The following is a 19,638-nucleotide window of genomic DNA, read 5'->3' as shown; positions in this document are numbered from 1 at the left end:
TCGGTATCCGGGTCAGGGAGCAGCGTGGGCGCCTTCCGACGTGGCGGCGGGCGCCAGCCGATCGGACAACGCATCGTTGCGGTAGAAGGTGTAGGACAAGGTGATCGTGCGGATTTCCGGCGGCAGGTCCGGATCGACGATGAAGCGCACCGGCATGTCACGCTTCTCGCCGGCCTGCAGGGTCTGCGCGGTGAAGCAGAAGCATTCGGTCTTGCTGAAGAACCCGGACGCGCGTGCCGGCGCCACCGACGGCACCGCGCTGCCGACCACGGCCTGCTGGCTGTCATTACGGGCGAAGTACAGCGCCTCGTTGAGCTCGCCAGGCACCACATCCATGGTCAGCTGCTCGGGATGGAACGACCACGGCAGCCGCGAATTGACGCCACCATCGAATTCCACCCGCACGGTGCGCTTGCCGGTGGCAGCACCGGTACTGGCTTCGCTGCCCGGGCCACGTTCCAGGCGCACGCCGAATACCTTCTCGCAGGCGATGCGATACAGCGGTACCAGCGAGAACGTCAGCAGGAATACCACCACCGCAACGCCGATCAGGCGCGGCAGGCCGGCGCTGCGTGACGGAGCGGTGGCCGGTGTTTCGCTCATCGACCGATCACGCCGCTGAGGATGAAGCCGACGTACACCAGCACGGCGATCGCGCCCACCCACAACGCGGTGCGCTTGGCGCGCTGGCGCTGCTCCGCATAAAGCGGCGCGGTGCCCGGCCGCTGGCCTGCCGATGCGCTTGCGGCCAGGCGTGGCTCGGCTCTGGCCGGGGTGATCGGGCTCTCGTTATGCATGCACCACCTCAATGACCGATATCGTCGTGGGCCAGGTCACCCGGGCGGATGGTCGGCGGCGTGGTGAAGGTGTGCGCCGGTGCCGGCGACGGCAGCGTCCACTCCAGACCGCGCGCGCCTTCCCAGGAGCGGGCCTCGGCCTTCTCGCCGTTGCGCAGCGAGGACAGCAGGATCGCAGCCATCATGAACGGCGTGGCGAACATGCCGAACGCACCGATCGAGCTGATCAGGTTCCAGTCGGCGAACGCCACCGAGTAATCGGGGATGCGGCGCGGCATGCCGGCCAGGCCCAGGAAATGCTGCGGGAAGAACAGCAGGTTGACGAACACGATCGACCACCAGAAGTGCACCTTGGCCCACTTCTCGCTGTACATGCGCCCGGTCCACTTCGGCCACCAGTAGTACACCGCCGCGATCAGCGCGAACACCGCGCCGGTCACCAGCACGTAGTGGAAGTGGGCGACCACGAAGTAGGTGTCGTGATACTGGAAGTCGGCGGCCACGATCGCCAGCATCAGGCCGGAGAACCCACCGATGGTGAACAGGATGACGAACGCCACCGACCACAGCATGGGGGCTTCGAACGTGAGCGAGCCGCGCCACATCGTGCTGACCCAGTTGAACACCTTCACCCCGGTCGGGATCGAGATCAGCATGGTGGCGAACATGAAGTAGATCTCACCGCCCAGCGGCATGCCCACGGTGAACATGTGGTGGGCCCAGACGATGAACGACAGGAACGCGATCGCCGCAGTGGCGTAGACCATCGCCTGGTAGCCGAACAGCGGCTTGCGGCTGAAGGTCGGGATGATCTCGCTGACCACGCCGAAGGCGGGCAGGATCATGATGTAGACCTCGGGATGGCCGAAGAACCAGAAGATGTGCTGGAACATCACCGGATCACCACCACCGGCCGCATTGAAGAAGCTGGTGCCGAAGAACTTGTCGGTCAGCAGCATCGTCACCGCACCGGCCAGCACCGGCATCACCGCGATCAGCAGGAACGCGGTGATCAGCCAGGCCCAGCAGAAGATCGGCATCTTCAGCAGGTCGATGCCGGGCGCGCGCATGTTCAGCACCGTGGCGATGATGTTGATCGCGCCCATGATCGAACTGATGCCGGCCACGTGGATGGCAAACACGGTGAACGCCACGTTGTAGCCGCCCTGCAGCGACAACGGCGGGTACAGCGTCCAGCCACCGGCCGGCGCGCCACCGGGCAGCAGGAAGGTCAGCAGCAGCAGGCTGAAGGCCACCGGCAACAACCAGAACGACCAGTTGTTCATGCGCGGCAGCGCCATGTCCGGCGCACCGATCTGCAGTGGGATCATCCAGTTGGCCAGGCCGACGAAGGCCGGCATCACCCCGCCGAAGATCATCACCAGCGCGTGCACGGTGGTCAGCTGGTTGAAGATTTCCGGACGGATGTACTGGATGCCGGGCTGGGCCAGTTCCAGCCGGATCAGCACGCTCATGAACGCGCCGATGACGAACATGATGAAGCTGAAACCCAGGTACAGCGTGCCGATGTCCTTGTGGTTGGTCGAGAAGAACCAACGCTCGAAGAAGCTCTGCGGGTGATGGTGATCGTCGTGCCCAACTGCCGAGTGCGCCATTGCAAAACACCTCTCAGGATCGGTTGTCGCCGCAGCCGCAATACGGCCGCGGGCAGTTACATCAGGCTCCGCTGGCCGCCGCCGCAGGCGTGTTGCCGGCCTCGGCGGCTGCCGGTGCCGCCGGCTGCGCCGGCGTTTCACTGGCAGGTGCGGTGGGTTCGGCGGGCGCGGCAGGGGCTGCCGGTGCAGGCGCCGGTTTGCGCTGCGCCAGCCACTGCTTGAATTCTTCCTTGGACACCGCCTCGACCACGATCGGCATGAAGCCATGGTCCTTGCCGCACAGCTCCGCGCACTGGCCGCGGTAGACACCGGGCTGCTCGATGCTGGTCCAGGCTTCGTTGATGAAGCCGGGAATGGCGTCCTGTTTCCAGCCCAGCGCCGGCACCCACCAGGCGTGGATCACATCGTCGGAGGTGATGACGAACCGCACCTTGGTGTCCACCGGCAGCACCAGCCGGTTGTCGACATCCAGCAGGTAGTGCGGATGGCTCTCGCGGGTCGGTACCTTGCCACTCTGCCGCATGCGGTCGGACTCGCGGTCCAGGCGGCTGGTGAAGGTCACGTTCTCGCCCAGGTACTCGTACTTCCACATCCACTGGTAGCCGGTGACCTTGACCGTCATCTCGGCATCGCGGGTGTCGTACATCTTGATCAGGTTGGCCGTGGCCGGCCACGCCATCACCACCAGGATGATCACCGGGATCACCGTCCAGATGACTTCGGCCTTGGTGTTGTGGCTGAAGGTGGCAGCGACCGCACCCTTGGACTTGCGGAACTTGAACATCGCGTAGGCCATCGCGCCGAACACGATCACGCCGATCACCGTACAGACGATCAGCGAAAGGTTGTTCGATTCCCAGGCCAGGCGCGAGGTCTGGGTCACCCCCTTGCCCATGTTCAGCTGCCACGGCTTTGGATCGGCCGCCTGGGCCAGCACCGTCCCCGTCATCGACAGCAGGGCCCCCATCGCGGCGGCCATTGCAACGCACTTCGTGCCCCACCCTCTGCTTTGCTTCATTGCCTAGACCCTTAGCGTCGTCGGTTGCCGCCATCGCTGGCGGCGAGCAAATCTTCAAGCGTTTCAACAAGCGTTTGACGTTCGGCCGGCGCGAGGAAACTCCCCACCTCCACCTGCCGGCCGCTGGATGCCAGCCGGACCCTCTGGTCGTCGGTGAGCAGGCGCACCCAGTGCGGATGAGCCCGGAACACCGGCGATCCACCGGGCACGGGGATGACCTCCACGCACGCCGGCACTACCCGGATTTCCTCCTGCCGTTCACCACTGCGCCACAACGCGCGCAACGCAGCTGCCAGCAACAGGCTGTACAGCAGCGCGAACAGGGGGGCGAATGCATTGCCGGCCACCCACCCGAAGGCGGACACCAGCCACATCACTCCCGACAACACAGCAAACAACAGGACGAACTGCCGGGCATCGAGCGCCCGTGGGGGACGCAGTCGCAGCTGCGTACCTGACCCATCCGGAGCTGTAAGCACCTCGATCATGTCGCAACCGCGTTCCTGCCGCGGGAAACGTCTCGATGGTAGCCCTGCCCTCTCGCCGGTAGCAAGGGTGCATTCACACTTTTTCCGATGCTGCAATACAGCATGGGCCCAGCGGCACGAATGACGAATTCGGCACAAAACGGCCCAACTTTGCTGAACACGCTGAATCCACCACCGCTAGGGGCTATCAGCATTCATGAAGGTGGTTGCGCGGGCCTTCCTGAAGTCGAAAAAATGATTAAAATCGCCAAGTTTTCCACTGGCCGGACCGGCATGAACGCACCCTCCTCTCCCCTTGCCGCCAGCGACGCCCCGCGTCCCTCGGCGCTGCTGTCGCCGGAACTGCCGGCGTCCCCCAACCCGTTCCGCCAGGCCATCACCGATGCCTGGCTGAAGGACGAGGCCAGCCATGTGCGCGAACTGCTGGAGCAGGCACGCCTGCCGGCCGACGAGCAGGCCAAGGTGCAGGCGCTGGCCGCCGACCTGGTCGCCCGGGTGCGTGTGCGCGCCAAGGACCAGGGCGCGATCGAAGCCTTCATGCGCCAGTACGACCTGGGCAGCGAGGAAGGCGTGCTGCTGATGTGCGTGGCCGAAGCGCTGCTGCGCATTCCGGACCAGGAGACCGCCGACAAGCTGATCCGCGACAAGCTGGCCGATGCCGACTGGGAAAAACACCTGGGCGGCAGCGACTCGGTGCTGGTCAACGCCTCCACCTGGGGCCTGATGCTGACCGGCAAGCTGGTGCAGATGAACGACGCCACCCGCGCCGACGCGCCCAGCGCGTTCAAGCGCCTGGTCGGCCGCGTCGGTGAGCCGGTGGTACGCCTGGCCGTGCGCCAGGCGATGAAGATCATGGGCCACCAGTTCGTCATGGGCCGTACCATCGGCGAAGCGCTGGCACGCTCGCACAAGGGCGACAGCGCGAGCTACCGCTACTCGTTCGACATGCTCGGCGAAGGCGCGCTGACCATGAAGGACGCCCTGCGTTACCTGGAAGACTACCGTCGTGCGATCCACGCCATCGGTGGTGACCACAAGTCGCGCGGTGGCCGTGCCGATGGCGACGTCAACAACGCCCCGGGCATCTCGATCAAGCTGTCGGCGCTGTACCCGCGCTACGAGCACGCCAAGCGCGCGCGCGTGCTGAAGGACCTGGTGCCCGGCGTGCTGGAACTGGCGCAGCTGGCCAAGAGCTACGGCATCGGCTGCACCGTCGACGCCGAAGAGTCCGATCGCCTGGAACTGTCGCTGGACATCATCGAGCAGGTGTTCGGCGATGCCTCGCTGGCCGGCTGGGATGGCTTCGGCGTGGTCGTGCAGGCCTACCAGAAGCGTACGCCGTACACGATCGACCACCTGGCCGACATGGCGCGCCGCGCCGGTCGTCGCCTGCAGGTGCGCCTGGTCAAGGGCGCCTACTGGGACGCCGAGATCAAGCGCGCGCAGATCGAAGGCTATGCCGGCTACCCGGTGTTCACCCGCAAGCAGAACACCGACGTGTCCTACCTGGCGTGTGCCAAGCGTCTGTTTACCCATGCCGACGCGATCTACCCGATGTTCGCCACGCACAACGCGCACACCATCGCCGCAGTGCGCAGCATCGCCAACGGTGGCGTCTACGAGCACCAGAAGCTGCACGGCATGGGCGATGACCTGTACGCCGAAGTAGTGCCGGCCGATCGCCTTGGCCTGCCCTGCCGCGTGTACGCGCCGGTCGGCTCGCATGAAGACCTGCTGCCGTACCTGGTGCGTCGCCTGCTGGAAAACGGCGCCAACTCCAGCTTCGTCAACCGCATCACCGACGAGCGCGTGCCGATCGCCGATTTGGTCCGCGATCCGGTCGAGATGGTGTCCTCGTTCGAATCGATTCCGCATCCCAAGATCCCGCTGCCGGTTGACCTGCTGCGCAGCCAGAACCACGACAGGAAGAACTCCATGGGCGCCAACCTCGCCAACGACAACGAACTGCGCGCCCTGGCCGAGCAGCTCAACGCTGCAGTGAAGCCCTGGCAGGCCGCACCGCTGGTACCGGGCGCGAACCCGACCGGTGCCTCGCTGCCGGTGACCAACCCGGCCGATACCCGAGAAGTGGTCGGCCACTGGCAGGCCGCCGATGCCGCCACCGTGCAGAAGGCGCTGGCCAATGCCGTGGCCGCACAGCCGGCCTGGAACCGCACCCCGGCCGCCAGCCGCGCCGCCATCCTCGAGCACGCCGCCGAACAGCTGGAAGCGCGCATGCCCGAATTCATGGCGCTGTGCGTGAAGGAAGCCGGCAAGAGCCTGCCCGACGGCATCGCCGAAGTACGCGAAGCGGTGGACTTCCTGCGCTACTACGCCAAGCAGGCGCGCGAGCAGTTCAGCCACGCCGAGAAGCTGCCCAGCCCGACCGGTGAATCCAACGAACTGCAGCTGCATGGCCGCGGCGTGTTCGTCTGCATCAGCCCGTGGAACTTCCCGCTGGCGATCTTCCTGGGCCAGGTGGCTGCCGCACTGGCCGCCGGCAACAGCGTGATCGCCAAGCCGGCCGAGCAGACCAACCTGATCGGCTACTACGCAGTGAAGCTGCTGCACGATGCCGGCGTGCCGGCTGACGTGGTGCAGTACCTGCCGGGCGATGGCGCCACCGTCGGCGCCACGCTGACCGCCGACCCGCGCGTGGCCGGCGTGGCCTTCACCGGCTCCACCGACACCGCCCGTGCGATCAACCGCGCGATGGCTGCACGCGATGCCGCCATCGGCGTGCTGATCGCCGAGACCGGCGGCCAGAACGCCTTCATCGCCGACTCCTCGGCACTGCCGGAACAACTGGTCAAGGACGCCATCGGTTCGGCCTTCACCTCGGCCGGCCAGCGCTGCTCGGCCGCGCGCGTGCTGTTCGTGCAGGACGACATCGCCGACAAGGTGATGACCATGCTGGCCGGTGCGATGAAGGAACTGAAGGTCGGCAACCCCGGCCTGCTGTCCACCGACGTCGGCCCGGTGATCGACGCCGATGCACTGAAGACCCTGCAGGAACACGCCGCGCGCATGGACCGCGAAGCGCGCCTGATCGCTGCGGCCGAACTGTCCGCCGAAGCGGCCAACGGCACCTTCTTCGCACCGCGTGCGTACGAGCTGAAGGACCTGGGCCAGCTGCAGAAGGAGATCTTCGGGCCGGTGCTGCACGTGATCCGCTGGAAGGGCGACCAGCTCGACGCGGTGATCGACCAGATCAACGCCACCGGCTATGGCCTGACCCTGGGCGTGCATTCGCGCATCGACGAAACCGTCGACCGCATCAGCAACGGCGTCCACGTCGGCAACGTCTACGTCAACCGCAACCAGATCGGTGCGGTGGTCGGCGTGCAGCCGTTCGGCGGCCAGGGACTGTCCGGCACCGGCCCCAAGGCCGGCGGCCCACACTACCTGCTGCGCTTCGCCACCGAAAAGACGGTGACGGTGAACACCACCGCTGCCGGCGGCAATGCCTCGCTGCTGACCCTGGGCGACTGATCCCAGGCGTCATGCAGTAAACGAAAAACCCCGCATAAGCGGGGTTTTTTCATGGCGGGGCGAATGCGAAGCTGCCAGCCCCTGGCAGCTCATTCCGCCACCACACTGAAGCGGTTGTCCGCACGCCTCACCAATTCCTCCAGCACCCGCGCGATACGCATCTCCAGGTCGCCTTCCAGCAGCACATACGCCATTCCTCGCGCCTGCAACTGCTGCAGATACCACGCGTGTTGGCGCATGCGGAATTCCTCGCCCACACGCGTCCCATCCTGCTCGAACGGGATATCCGGGGCGCACAGGAACAGCAGGTCGTACGCACGCGCCGCGGCCCGCTGCAGTGCTTCGGGCGCCGTGCCGAACATCCAGCCGCTGTAGCCCAGCGTCACCAACGGCGTGGTATCGCAGAACAACCAGCGATGCGCATGCTGCGCGGCCTGGTGCTCGTGCTGCAGCTGGGTCGCAGCGATACGCAGCAGATCCTGCGCCTGCAGCTCGCCGCACTGCTGATCCCACAACGTACGCCCGAACTCCGGCACCCATGCCGTGCCCAGGCGTTCGGCCAGCACCCGCGCCAGCGTGCTCTTGCCCGTGGACTCACCGCCGATGAAGGCCACCCGCTGCACATGGTCGGCATAGACCGACCGGCTCAGGCCCTGCCGATGCGCATGCGGATCGTCGCGCAGTTCGGTACCACTGGCCTGACCGATGTCGGTCGAACGCTCCAGCCGATGGTGCTGCACCGGCGCATTGAAGTGCTGCGCCAGGGCTGCAGCGAAACCATCGCCGTAGTCTTCGCCGGTGAAAACAGCCTGCACCGGTCCGCCAAACAATGCCACGCACAGCCATGCGGTGAACGCGCGTTGCACCTGCTCACTGTCCTTGTCCTGCGGCAGCGCACGTACGGGAACACCCTGTTGCCTGCACAACGCCGCCAGCCGCGCATCATCCAGCACCGCCACCGTCGCCTGCGGAAAGCGCGCGCGCAGCCAGCGCTCGCGGCGCTCTGCGCTGTAGCCGGCAAAGCCCGGCTGCGACCAGCCGATCACCAGCAGTTGGGTGCAGCGTGCAGAAGCAAATTCGATCAGGCGCTCGTGGCCGAGGTGGAGCGGGCAGAACTTGCCGACTACCAACCCGCGCGGTACCCGCTCAGGCAATGCCATCGGCCGCCCCGTCCGTGTCCGCTTCGGCGCGCATCAGGTGCCGCCAGTGACGCAGCGCCACCAGCGCGTTGATCCAGAAACCGACATACAGGATCGAGGTCAGGTGCAGCCCGCGGCTGTAGTACAGCGGCACCGCGATGGTGTTGACCAGCAGCCACACCCACCACGATTCCAGCTTGCGCCGCATCATCAGGATCTGTGCGATCACGCTCAGCACCAGCACCGCCGAGTCGATGTAGGGCGCATACGCATTGGTCAGCCGGGTCAGCATCCAGCCGTAACCGAAGGTCGCCAGCACCGCCAGCGGCAGCAGCCAGCTCCACGCGCGTGCTGGCAAGCGGGTGATGGGCAACGGCGCGCCATGGTCACCACGCAGCCACTGCCACCAGCCGAACACGCTGATGACCACGAAGAAGAACTGCAGGACCATGTCCGCGTACAGGTGCGAGCGCTCGAACACCGCGGCGAACAACGCGCAGCCGACGATGCCCAGCCACCACGTATGCACGTTGTTGCGGCCGGCCAGCAGGATCGAGCCGGCGACGGCGATATTGGCAGCCAGCTCCAGCTGGAAGTTCGGGTCGGACAGGTTCATCGCGCTATTGTCGCGTAGATCCACGCCACACGTCGTCGGGTCAATAGATCCACGCCATGCGTGGATGCGTTCCCCGGAAATGGAAAGGCCCCGCTTGCGCGGGGCCCTCCATGTACTGCTTCAGGCAATCGCCGGAATCAGAACTTGTAGTTGATGGATGCAGCCAGAACGTCACCCACGACGTCGTACTTGCCCCGCACGACGTTGCCGGTGTCCGAGGTGGCGGTGACGGTGGGATCCTTGGCGAAGATGTGCAGGTAGCCCAGGTTGAACTCCATCTGCTCCGAGGTGGCGTAGCTCATGCCCAGCGTGACCCACTTGCGGGTGGTATCCGGCACCCGCACGTCACGGTGCGCGTCGGTCGTCGGGGTCTGGTCGTAGGCCAGGCCGCCGCGCAGGGTCAGCTTGTCATTGACCTTGTAATCGGCACCGATCGAGGCAAAGGTGGTATCACGGTAGCTGAAGTTCAGCACCGAGTTGGCTTGGTTGGAATCGTAGTCGATGGTGACCGAATCAAACGCGGTCGACCAGGCGGTACGGGTGACGTCGGCGGCAATCAGCAGCTTGTCGTTGACCTGGTGGGTCACGCTGAAGGTGGCCGACGCCGGCAGGGTCACGGTGGCGCGGCCCTTGGTGTCGACGAACCAGCCTGGACGTGCTGCGCCAAGGACCGCCTTCGGACCGTTCGGGACCTCGAAAGTCGCGTCACCGTCGGTGATCTTGTGTTCGACCTTGGAACGGTAGCTGATACCGATGTGGGTGTTCTCATCCGGGCTGAACAGACCACCGACGGTCCAACCGATTTCGTTGTTGTCCCCCTTGACCTTCAACGAACCGTCAGCGCTGCCCGGTGCATAGCCCGGAACGCGCGACTGCGCCATGATGGCGCCGAAGTCGATGGCGTTGCGCAGTTCGATGTTCATGCGCTCGACGAACACGCTGGCGCCGAAGGACACGTAGGGATTGACGTCGTAGGAGGCAGAGAAGCCCAGGTCGACGGTTTCCATCTCGGTGCGGGTGCCGCTGTAACGGCCGACCCAGTCGGTGTCGTACTTGGTAGCGAAGCCGTACGGTACGCTCAGCGACACGCCGAAGTGACCCTTCTCGCCGAGCGGGGTATGGAAGTAGGCGGCCGGGACGGCAGCGATCTTGCCGGCGTCGCCGCCGTCGCCGCCACTGATCGCGGTGCCGGTACCCGGACCGGTCGGGCCGGCATTTCGGCCAGCGCCCTTGAACTCGGCCGAGAAGCTGACAGCGCTGGCGTCGAACTGGACCTGGCGTCCGTCGAGCTGACGCATGCCTGCCGGGTTGTTGACGATGATCGAGGCATCATCCGGCGCACTGGCGGAACCAGCGAAGGCGCGGCCCAGGCCCTTGGCACTGTTTTCCTTCAGCTGGAAGGCGGCGGCATTGGCGTCGGCGGCGGCCAGCGCACCGGCAACGCCGACGGCCAGCAGGGTCAGGCGGGCAATGGTGGAAGCAGTTTGCATCGTAGTTCTCTCTCCGGTAAGCGGTGATGGTGCTCTAAGTGCGCCTGCGCCCGTCAGGCCGGATGGCCTTTCGAAGCGCGCCGGATTCCCCTCCCGACATACGACGCCGTATGCGAGTATTACCCAGAGCCGTTAATGAAACAATAACAGCGCTGGCGCTTTCTTCGTCGCAAAAGCTGAACAGGCTCCCTCCCCGCCAAAAGCGCCCGCACGCTAGGCTAGTGCCATGTTTGTCTCCCTCCCCTCGCGCAAGAAGGCGACCCTGCGCTGGGCTACACCCGTGCTGTTTGCGGCACTGTGGCTGGCATTCCTGTGGTCGATCTCGCGCCCGAACGATGCCCGCGGAAGCCTGTGGCTGGACTGGGGCGCCCTGTCCACCGGCCTGACCCACCCGCTGGACTGGTGGGCAACGCTGCAGGACGGCAGCGTGCTGCGCCTGTTCACGGCCCTGTTCCTGCACGCCGACTGGTCGCACCTGCTGGGCAACCTGGTGTTCCTGCTGATCTTCGGCCTGCCGGCCGAGCGGGTGCTGGGCCCGTGGCGGTTGCTGCTGCTGTTCCTGGTGGGCGGGGCGATCTCCAACCTGGTCGCGATCTACACCATGGGCAGCCCGGACCAGATCATCATCGGCGCCAGCGGTGCGGTGTCGGCGCTGATCGGTGCCTATCTCGCGCTGTTCCCCGGCGCGCGCCTGGGCGTGGTGATCCCGCTGGGGCTGTTCCTGGAGTTCGTGCGCGCCCCGGCCTATCTGCTGATTGGTGTGTGGGCGGCGCTGCAGGTGGTGTTCGCCTACATCGGCCCGACCTTCGGCATGGTCGCCTGGTGGGCGCACATCGGGGGCTTCGTGTTCGGCGTGGTGTACGGCATGTACGTGCGCGCGGCGATCGCGCGGCGTCTGCGCAAGCGGCACGGGTTCTAGCGTCCGCTTGCTGCATTCTGCGAAACGCCCGAGCCATGCTCGGGCGGTGTCCGCTCATCAGTCGAGCATGGCTCGACGCTACGCAATCAAGGCTTGGCCGGGATCTCTGCGGGCTTGGCTGCGGGCTTGGCTTCGGGCTTGGCTTCGGGCTTGGCTTCCGGCTTCGCTTCCAGCTTTGCTTCAGCCTTGGGCTCCGCCTTCGGTGCAGGCTTGGCGGCGGCCTTTGCTGCCCTGTCCGCTTCGCCCTTCGCAGCTTCTGCCTTCAAGCGCGCCGCAACCGAACCCGGGTTCTTCAGTTCGGCCAGTGCATCGTTGATCGGGCCATCGCCCGGCAACACGGCGCCTGCGTGGTAGCCCTCGGTGCCTTCCTCATCACCGCGCAGGTGGCCCGGCAGCGTCGCTTCACTGTAGTCACTCAGGCTGGCCGGCAATGCTTCGTCCTCCGGACGCGGCGCTGCCTTCAGTTCCACTTCCGGCACGATCCCGGTGGCCTGGATCGATTTACCGCTGGGCGTGTAGTAGCGCGCCGTGGTCAGCTTCACCGAATCACCGTTGTCCAGCGGCAGCACGGTCTGCACCGAGCCCTTGCCGAAGGTGCGGCTGCCGATCACGCGCGCGCGCTTGTTGTCGCGCAGTGCGCCGGCCAGCACTTCCGATGCACTGGCCGAACCGGCATCGACCAGCACCACCACCGGCGCGCCCTTCAGCAGGTCGCCCGGGGTCGCGTCGAAGCGTGCATCGCTGATGCTGATGCGGCCGCGGGTGCTGACGATGTTGCCCTTGTCGAGCAGGTCATCGGCCACCTGCACGGCAGCGGTCAGCAGACCACCCGGATTGCTGCGCAGATCCAGCACCAGCCCCTTGAGGTTGCCGCCGGACTGCTTCTGCAGCTGCTGAAGGTGCTTCTGGAAATCAGAGCCGGTGTCGGCCTGGAACGTGCTCAGGCGGATATAGCCATAACCCGGTTCCAGCAGGCGGCTGCGCACGCTGGTCACGCGGATCGTCTGCCGAGTCAGGCTGACGTCGAAGGGCTTGGGCTTGCCGTCGCGGACGATGGTCAGCACCACCTTGCTGCCGGCCGGGCCACGCAGCGGTTCGCTGGCATCGATCGCGCTGATCGGCTTGCCATCGATGGCGATGATCAGGTCGCCGGCGAGGATGCCGGCCTTGGCCGCCGGCGTGTCGTCGATCGGCGAGATCACCTTCATGCTGGCGTTGTCCGGCTGCTGCTGCAGCTCCACGCCGATGCCTTCATAGGCGCCATTGGCCTGTTCGTCGAACGCCTCGGCATCTTCCTTGTTGAAGTAGGTGCTGTGCGGATCGAGGTCGAGCAGCAGGCCACGCACAGCCGACTGCATCAGCTTGTTGTCATCGACCGGATCGACGTAGGCCGCGCGCACCGCGTTGTAGACGGCCACGAAGCGCCGGATGTCGTCCAGCGGCACCTTCGAGGTCACCGCCTCCTCGCTGCTCGCCGCCTTCCCGGGAGTTTCCTTCAACGGGACGGGGGCGGTCTGCTGTGCCCAGGACAGGGCCGGCAACAGAGCCAGCAAGAGGGTGGCGGTACGGGCTGCGCGCATGGATCACTCCTGTCGACGATGGCATCGTGCCCAAGGCACATGCACCGATTATGCGCGAAGCGTGGCTAAATTCCCGTTGAATCCGCCCTGCTGCGGCCAGGCGGAATTCAGCGCCGCTGCAGCCAGCTGTCCGGATTGACCGGTTGTCCGCCGCGGCGCAGCTCGAAGTACAGCGCCGTCACCCCCTGGCCACCGGAGTTGCCGACCTTGGCCACCGCATCGCCACGGCTGACCCGCGCACCGGCATCCTTCAGCAGGGTGTCGTTGTGCGCGTACAGGCTCATGTAGCCGTTGCCATGGTCGACGATCAGGATCATGCCGTAGCCGGTCATCCAATCGGAGAACACCACGGTACCGTCGGCCACCGCAGTGACCGTGCTTCCAGCCGGTGCGCCGATCAACACGCCACTGCTGGTGCGGCCATCGGGCAGCTTGCCGCCATAGCGGGCCAGCAGATTGCCCGACAGCGGCCAGCCCAGGCCACCCACCTTCGGCGCTGGTGCCGAGGCGACGGCCGGCGGGACCTTGGTCGCCGGTGCCGGACGGCCTTCGGCCTTGGCCTGGCGTGCGGCCTTTTCGGCGGCGGCCTTCTCCGCAGCGGCCTTGCGGGCGGCGGCACGGCGCTCGGCCTCGGCACGGGCCGCGGCAGCGCGCAGGTTGGCCAGCAGGGTTTCCAGCGCCTTGGCGTCCTGGCCCAGTGCCTGTTCCCTCTCGCGCTTGTCCTTGAAGCGCTCTTCCAGCGAAGCCACGGTCTGCGCACGCGCGCGACGGTCCGATGCGAGCGTGGCGACCTGCTGCTTCTGCTCGCGGTGAGTGCCCTGCAACTGCTGTTGGCGCTGGGCGATCTGTGCCTGCAGCGTCTCCAGTTCCTTGAGGTCGGCCGTCAGCGTGGTGATGCGCTGCGCGCGCTCGCGCTGCAGGTAGCGGTGATAGGCCAGCGCACGGTTGGCATCGGCCACCGTGTCCTGCGAAAGCAGCAGCTTCAACGGCGCGTGGTTGCCAAGCTGGTAGGCCGCGCGCAGCAGTCCGGCCAATTCGCGATTCTGCTTTTCCAGGTTGGACTGCAGTGCATTGCGCCGTTGTTCGGCCTGGGCCAGCGCCTGGGTCTGCTCGCGCAGCGCCGATTCGGTCTGGGCCAGCGCACGGCCACTGCGTGCCACCTTTTCATCGGCCTCGCGCAGCTGCTGCGACGCCTGTCCGCGCTGGCCCTCGATCTGCCGGCGCTCCTGCGCCACGCCCTTCAGTTCGGTGCGCAGCTTCTGCAGCTTGCGTTCGGCCTCGCGGGCCGACGAGGTCTGCGCCGCACCCGGCAATGGCAGCGCCAGGGCCAGCGCCATTCCCAGCAACAGGCAACGTCCACCGCGCAGGGTGGCGATGTGATGCCGGCGTGAGGGGAAGACGTTGTTGCGCAAGGGCTTTCCAGTGACTTCAGGCAGATGCGGAGACGTGCAGGGAATGGTGACATCTCCGCACGCGGCCTGCCAGCCGCACAACAACGAGGTTCCCATGAAAGCTCTCTCCATTCCGCTGCTGTTGGGCATTGCGCTGGCCAGTGGCCCGGCCTGGGCCCAGGCAGACGTGAGCAAGGTCAACGGCAGCATCAGCGCCGATCCGGGCCAGCGCTACGGCAAGCTGGACACCGTCAATGGTGGCATCCGTGTCGGCGAAGGCGTGGAAACCGGCAGCATCGATACCGTCAACGGCGGCGTCAAGGTCGCCGCTCGTGCGCGCACGGGCAGCATCGAGACCGTCAACGGCGGCATCCGCCTGGGGCGCGAAGTGACTGCCCACGGCGATGTCAGCACGGTCAACGGCAGCATCTTCAGCGACCAGGGCAGCCAGATCGAAGGCGGCGTGGAAACCGTCAACGGTGGCATCGGCCTGGTCGGCAGCCGCGTGCGCAAGGACGTGGAGACCGTCAACGGCGACATCACCGTCGGCATCGGCTCACAGGTCGGCGGTGGCGTGCATGTGCGCAAGCCGAACTTCAGTGTCTCGCTGACGGCCAGTCGCAAGCCGCGGGTCATCATCGGGCCGAATGCCGTGGTCAACGGCAGCCTGCTGTTCGAGCGCGAGGTGGTGCTGTACGTCCACCGCAGTGCGCGGATCGGCCCGGTCACCGGCGCCGATCCGATCCCCTTCGATACCGATACCGCCCCGGCCGACTGAGCCTGCGGCTTGGGAGATACTCCCCGCTACCGGTCGCGCGTGCTGCGTGGCCGTCCCTTGTGTTTCCAGGAACCGATGATGCCCCGCAAACTCCTCCTGTGCCTGGCCGCCGCGGCCGCGCTCAGCGCCTGCAAAGGCGAAGACACCCCGGCTCCGGCGCCCAGCGTCGACAGCGCCGCCAAGCCGGCCACGCACACCTTCTCAGCGGCGATCAACGCCGCCGACTTCGCCGAGATGGTGAAGACCCTGGCCTCTGACGAGTTCGAAGGCCGCTCGCCCGGCAGCAAGGGCGAAGAACTGACGGTCAACTACATCCGCGACCAGATGCAGCGCATCGGCCTGCAGCCCGGCAACGGCGACAGCTGGTTCCAGGACGTGCCGATGACCGAGACCACGGCCGATGAATCGACCGTGCTCACCCTCACCCAGGGCGGCAAGACCCGCGAACTGAAGTTCGGCACCGACATGGTGGTGGGCACCCGTACCGGCCAGACAGAAGTGAAGGTCGATGCCAGCGACCTCGTCTTCGTCGGCTACGGCGTGGATGCACCGGAGCAGAGGTGGAACGATTACGCCGGCCAGGACTGGAAGGGCAAGACGGTGGTCATGTTCGTCAACGACCCAGGCTTCCATGTCGATGACGAAAAGCTGTTCGACGGCAAGCGCATGACCTACTACGGCCGCTGGACCTACAAGTTCGAGGAAGCTGCGCGCAAGGGAGCTGCTGCCGCGCTGATCGTCCATGACACCGCAGGCGCTTCGTACGGCTGGGACGTGGTGAAGAACTCCTGGGCCGGCCCGCAGTACGACCTGCCGGCCAAGGACGATGCGGAGCCGCGCCTGCCGGTACAGGGCTGGTTGAGCGCCGACGCGGCCAAGGCCCTGTTCGCCGGTGCCGGGCTGGATCTGGACCAGGCCTACAAGGATGCCAGCAAGCGCGGCTTCAAGCCGGTACCGCTGAAGGCAACCGCTTCGGTGGACCTGAAGAGCAAGGTCGCGCAGAAGCAGTCGCGCAACGTGGTGGGCGTACTGCCTGGCAGCAAGCGCGCCGACGAGGCCGTGCTGTACATGGCGCACTGGGACCACCTCGGCAAGCACGAGGGCGAACAGGGCGACAACATCTACAACGGTGCCGTCGACAACGCGACCGGCGTGGCCGGCATCCTTGAGGTGGCCGAAGCAATGGCCCATCAGGAACCGAAGCCGGAACGTTCGGTGGTGTTCCTGGCGGTGACCCTGGAAGAATCCGGCCTGCTGGGTTCGAAGTATTACGTCGCCCACCCGACCTTCCCGCTGGACAAGATCGCTGGTGTCATCAACATCGATGCGATGTCGGTGGCCGGTCGTGCCAAGGACGTGACGGTGACCGGCTTCGGCAGTTCCGAGCTGGAAGACATCCTCAAGCCGCTGGCTGCAGCCCAGGATCGCACCCTGCACGGCGAGACCTCGGTGCAGAGCGGCTTCTACTTCCGTTCGGATCACTTCAACTTCGCCAAGGCGGGTGTGCCGGCGCTGTACGCCGACGGCGGGGAAGACCTGCGCGACGGCGGCGTCGAGGCCGGTCGCAAGGCGGCCGCCGACTACGGTTCCAACCGTTACCACGGCCCGAAGGATGAGTATGACCCGGCCACCTGGAAGCTGGATGGCACGGTCGAGGACCTGCAGCTGATGTATGGCGTCGGCAAGGAACTGGCCGGCGGCGATCGTTGGCCCAACTGGTACGAAGGCAATCCGTTCAAGGCTGCCCGCGACACGATGATGAAGGCCAAGGCACCGGCCGCTGCGGCGAAGTAAGTCCTCCAGCCGTTGAGCTCCAAAGAAAGCGGCGCCCTTGGGCGCCGCTTTTTTGTGCGTGAGTGCTGGGCGCCGGTAGTGCCGGCCGCTGGCCGGCAACCACGTGCAGCCGCGTGATGTTCATGAGGTTGCCGGCCGGCGGCCGGCACTACCTTCAGTTTCTCGCGCGCAAAGAAAAACCCCGCTGCGTGAGCAGCGGGGTTTTTGGATGTAAACCCTGGCGATGACCTACTCTCGCATGGCTTAGGCCACACTACCATCGGCGCAGCTACGTTTCACTTCCGAGTTCGGGATGGGATCGGGTGGTTCCATAGCGCTAATTTCACCAGGGAGACGGTTGCAGCAGCGCTTGCAGCGCCAGCTCGCGTACTTGCCCTTGGGGCGGAAGGAACTCAAGAAAGCAGAGCCTTCACTTAATAGAAAAACCCCCGCTGCGTGAGCAGCGGGGGTTTGGGTATAAACCCTGGCGATGACCTACTCTCGCATGGCTTAGGCCACACTACCATCGGCGCAGCTACGTTTCACTTCCGAGTTCGGGATGGGATCGGGTGGTTCCATAGCGCTAATTTCACCAGGGAGGCGGTTGGAGTGTCGCTTGGGCGTCGTGTCCTTGCAGGGGCAGGCATGGTGATGCCAGCGTTGCAAAGAGACGCGCCTGAGCGCCTGCCTCTCGTTTGGTCTTGTGACGTAGCGTGCACTTGGATCTATCGACATGTCATGTCGGCCAAGGCAACTTGAGGTTATATGGTCAAGCCTCTCGGATCATTAGTATCAGTTAGCTCAATACATTGCTGTACTTACACACCTGACCTATCAACCACGTAGTCTACATGGTTCCTTCAGGGGCTTGTGCCCCGGGAGATCTCATCTTGAGGCGCGCTTCCCGCTTAGATGCTTTCAGCGGTTATCGCTTCCGAACATAGCTACCCGGCAATGCCACTGGCGTGACAACCGGAACACCAGAGGTTCGTCCACTCCGGTCCTCTCGTACTAGGAGCAGCCCCTCTCAAATCTCCAACGCCCATGGCAGATAGGGACCGAACTGTCTCACGACGTTCTGAACCCAGCTCGCGTACCACTTTAAATGGCGAACAGCCATACCCTTGGGACCGACTACAGCCCCAGGATGTGATGAGCCGACATCGAGGTGCCAAACACCGCCGTCGATATGAACTCTTGGGCGGTATCAGCCTGTTATCCCGGAGTACCTTTTATCCGTTGAGCGATGGCCCTTCCATACAGAACCACCGGATCACTAAGTCCTAGTTTCCTACCTGCTTGATCCGTCGATCTTGCAGTCAAGCACGCTTATGCCTTTGCACACAGTGCGCGATGTCCGACCGCGCTGAGCGTACCTTCGAGCTCCTCCGTTACTCTTTAGGAGGAGACCGCCCCAGTCAAACTACCCACCATACACGGTCCCCGACCCAGATAATGGGCCCAGGTTAGAACGTCAAGCACGACAGGGTGGTATTTCAAGGATGGCTCCACCACAGCTAGCGCCATGGTTTCATAGCCTCCCACCTATCCTACACAGACGAACTCAACGTTCAGTGTAAAGCTATAGTAAAGGTTCACGGGGTCTTTCCGTCTTGCCACGGGAACGCTGCATCTTCACAGCGATTTCAATTTCACTGAGTCTCGGGTGGAGACAGCGCCGCTGTCGTTACGCCATTCGTGCAGGTCGGAACTTACCCGACAAGGAATTTCGCTACCTTAGGACCGTTATAGTTACGGCCGCCGTTTACTGGGGCTTCGATCAAGAGCTTCGCCTTGCGGCTGACCCCATCAATTAACCTTCCAGCACCGGGCAGGCGTCACACCCTATACGTCCACTTTCGTGTTTGCAGAGTGCTGTGTTTTTGATAAACAGTCGCAGCGGCCTGGTTACTGCGACCCTCTTCAGCTATAGCTCGCACGAGCCACCAAAAAGGGTGCACCTTCTCCCGAAGTTACGGTGCCATGTTGCCTAGTTCCTTCACCCGAGTTCTCTCAAGCGCCTGAGAATTCTCATCCTACCCACCTGTGTCGGTTTACGGTACGGTCTGCGTAAGCTGAAGCTTAGGAGCTTTTCCTGGAAGCGTGGTATCAGCGACTTCGCCATAAAGGCTCGTCTCGGTGCTCGGTCTTGAAGGATCCCGGATTTGCCAAAGATCCAAACCTACCGCCTTTCCCGGGACAACCAACGCCCGGTACGCCTAACCTTCTCCGTCCCTCCATCGCACTTACGCGAGGTGCAGGAATATTAACCTGCTTCCCATCGACTACGACTTTCGTCCTCGCCTTAGGGGCCGACTCACCCTGCGCCGATTAACGTTGCGCAAGGAAACCTTGGGCTTTCGGCGTGCGGGTTTTTCACCCGCATTATCGTTACTCATGTCAGCATTCGCACTTCCGATACCTCCAGCAGACTTCTCAATCCACCTTCAACGGCTTACGGAACGCTCCTCTACCGCGTACATATAAATATGCACACCCCAAGCTTCGGTTCTGTGCTTAGCCCGTTAAATCTTCCCCGCA

14 protein-coding genes and 3 rRNA genes (1 of these 17 only partly in view) are annotated in these 19,638 nt (G+C 64.8%); 4 read left to right on the top strand and 13 right to left on the bottom strand.

The window, feature by feature from the left end:
* Window positions 1–12: 12 nt before the first annotated feature.
* The 5 genes from D0Y85_RS01960 to D0Y85_RS01940 all read right to left on the bottom strand — a co-directional run bounded on the left by D0Y85_RS01960 (window position 13) and on the right by D0Y85_RS01940 (window position 3,919).
* Complete coding sequence (locus tag D0Y85_RS01960; RefSeq protein ID WP_025878292.1) at window positions 13–603, bottom strand: cytochrome c oxidase assembly protein; 591 nt, start codon at window positions 601–603, stop codon at window positions 13–15.
* Window positions 600–797, bottom strand: coding sequence for a hypothetical protein (locus tag D0Y85_RS01955; protein ID WP_093821020.1), 198 nt, complete (start codon window positions 795–797; stop codon window positions 600–602). Before D0Y85_RS01955 ends, D0Y85_RS01960 begins: the two co-directional genes overlap by 4 nt.
* Before the next feature lie 8 nt (window positions 798–805).
* Window positions 806–2,413 carry a cytochrome c oxidase subunit I gene (ctaD, locus tag D0Y85_RS01950; protein ID WP_025878294.1) on the bottom strand — a complete coding sequence of 536 codons (1,608 nt, stop codon included), beginning with the start codon at window positions 2,411–2,413 and terminating at the stop codon, window positions 806–808.
* A gap of 61 nt (window positions 2,414–2,474) precedes the next feature.
* Entirely contained in the window at window positions 2,475–3,392 is a 918-nt protein-coding gene (coxB, locus tag D0Y85_RS01945) for a cytochrome c oxidase subunit II (protein ID WP_229290603.1), read from the bottom strand.
* A gap of 50 nt (window positions 3,393–3,442) precedes the next feature.
* Window positions 3,443–3,919 (bottom strand): DUF2244 domain-containing protein, encoded by a 477-nt coding sequence (locus tag D0Y85_RS01940; RefSeq protein ID WP_025878297.1) that lies wholly within the window; start codon window positions 3,917–3,919, stop codon window positions 3,443–3,445.
* A gap of 273 nt (window positions 3,920–4,192) precedes the next feature.
* Here D0Y85_RS01940 and putA point away from each other — a divergent pair, with 273 nt between their 5' ends.
* On the top strand, window positions 4,193–7,411 hold the full coding sequence (putA, locus tag D0Y85_RS01935; protein ID WP_117309344.1) for a bifunctional proline dehydrogenase/L-glutamate gamma-semialdehyde dehydrogenase PutA: 3,219 nt from the start codon (window positions 4,193–4,195) through the stop codon (window positions 7,409–7,411).
* An 89-nt stretch (window positions 7,412–7,500) separates the two neighbouring features.
* Here the strand turns inward: putA and D0Y85_RS01930 are convergent, their stop codons facing one another.
* The 3 genes from D0Y85_RS01930 to D0Y85_RS01920 form a co-directional block, all read right to left on the bottom strand.
* On the bottom strand, window positions 7,501–8,571 hold the full coding sequence (locus D0Y85_RS01930; RefSeq protein WP_117309343.1) for an AAA family ATPase: 1,071 nt from the start codon (window positions 8,569–8,571) through the stop codon (window positions 7,501–7,503).
* A complete protein-coding gene (gene pnuC, locus D0Y85_RS01925) occupies window positions 8,558–9,166 on the bottom strand; it encodes a nicotinamide riboside transporter PnuC (RefSeq protein WP_033830164.1) in 609 nt (202 codons plus the stop codon). The genes D0Y85_RS01930 and pnuC overlap by 14 nt, the downstream gene beginning before the upstream one ends.
* A 137-nt stretch (window positions 9,167–9,303) precedes the next feature.
* Window positions 9,304–10,656, bottom strand: a complete 1,353-nt coding sequence (locus D0Y85_RS01920) for an outer membrane protein transport protein (RefSeq protein WP_117309342.1) — start codon at window positions 10,654–10,656, stop codon at window positions 9,304–9,306.
* A gap of 226 nt (window positions 10,657–10,882) precedes the next feature.
* Between D0Y85_RS01920 and D0Y85_RS01915 the strand changes: the two genes are divergently transcribed.
* The gene (locus D0Y85_RS01915; RefSeq protein WP_117309341.1) at window positions 10,883–11,575 is read left to right on the top strand and encodes a rhomboid family intramembrane serine protease; all 693 of its coding nucleotides are present in this window, start codon (window positions 10,883–10,885) and stop codon (window positions 11,573–11,575) included.
* Window positions 11,576–11,661: 86 nt separating this feature from the next.
* Here the strand turns inward: D0Y85_RS01915 and D0Y85_RS01910 are convergent, their stop codons facing one another.
* Both D0Y85_RS01910 and D0Y85_RS01905 read right to left on the bottom strand, forming a co-directional pair.
* The gene (locus D0Y85_RS01910; protein ID WP_117309340.1) at window positions 11,662–13,155 is read right to left on the bottom strand and encodes a S41 family peptidase; all 1,494 of its coding nucleotides are present in this window, start codon (window positions 13,153–13,155) and stop codon (window positions 11,662–11,664) included.
* A 107-nt stretch (window positions 13,156–13,262) separates the two neighbouring features.
* Window positions 13,263–14,492, bottom strand: a complete 1,230-nt coding sequence (locus D0Y85_RS01905) for a peptidoglycan DD-metalloendopeptidase family protein (RefSeq protein WP_240329379.1) — start codon at window positions 14,490–14,492, stop codon at window positions 13,263–13,265.
* Window positions 14,493–14,661: 169 nt separating this feature from the next.
* Here D0Y85_RS01905 and D0Y85_RS01900 point away from each other — a divergent pair, with 169 nt between their 5' ends.
* Together D0Y85_RS01900 and D0Y85_RS01895 are read left to right on the top strand one after the other, a co-directional pair.
* Window positions 14,662–15,324 (top strand): hypothetical protein, encoded by a 663-nt coding sequence (locus D0Y85_RS01900; protein ID WP_117309338.1) that lies wholly within the window; start codon window positions 14,662–14,664, stop codon window positions 15,322–15,324.
* A gap of 78 nt (window positions 15,325–15,402) precedes the next feature.
* Window positions 15,403–17,118, top strand: coding sequence for a M28 family metallopeptidase (locus D0Y85_RS01895; protein ID WP_117309337.1), 1,716 nt, complete (start codon window positions 15,403–15,405; stop codon window positions 17,116–17,118).
* A gap of 215 nt (window positions 17,119–17,333) precedes the next feature.
* Here D0Y85_RS01895 and rrf (D0Y85_RS01890) read toward each other — a convergent pair.
* The 3 genes from rrf (D0Y85_RS01890) to D0Y85_RS01880 form a co-directional block, all read right to left on the bottom strand.
* Window positions 17,334–17,448: ribosomal RNA gene (gene rrf, locus D0Y85_RS01890) — 5S ribosomal RNA — on the bottom strand.
* A gap of 131 nt (window positions 17,449–17,579) precedes the next feature.
* A 5S ribosomal RNA gene (rrf, locus tag D0Y85_RS01885) occupies window positions 17,580–17,694 on the bottom strand.
* Window positions 17,695–17,862: 168 nt separating this feature from the next.
* Window positions 17,863–19,638: ribosomal RNA gene (locus tag D0Y85_RS01880) — 23S ribosomal RNA — on the bottom strand (it continues 1,100 nt past the right edge of the window).

The sequence above is a fragment of the Stenotrophomonas sp. G4 genome (assembly GCF_003428825.1).
GTDB classification, from domain to species: Bacteria; Pseudomonadota; Gammaproteobacteria; order Xanthomonadales; family Xanthomonadaceae; genus Stenotrophomonas; species Stenotrophomonas indicatrix.
Note: the sequence above shows the minus strand (reverse complement) of the source record. Positions and strands in the feature narration are given on the sequence as shown.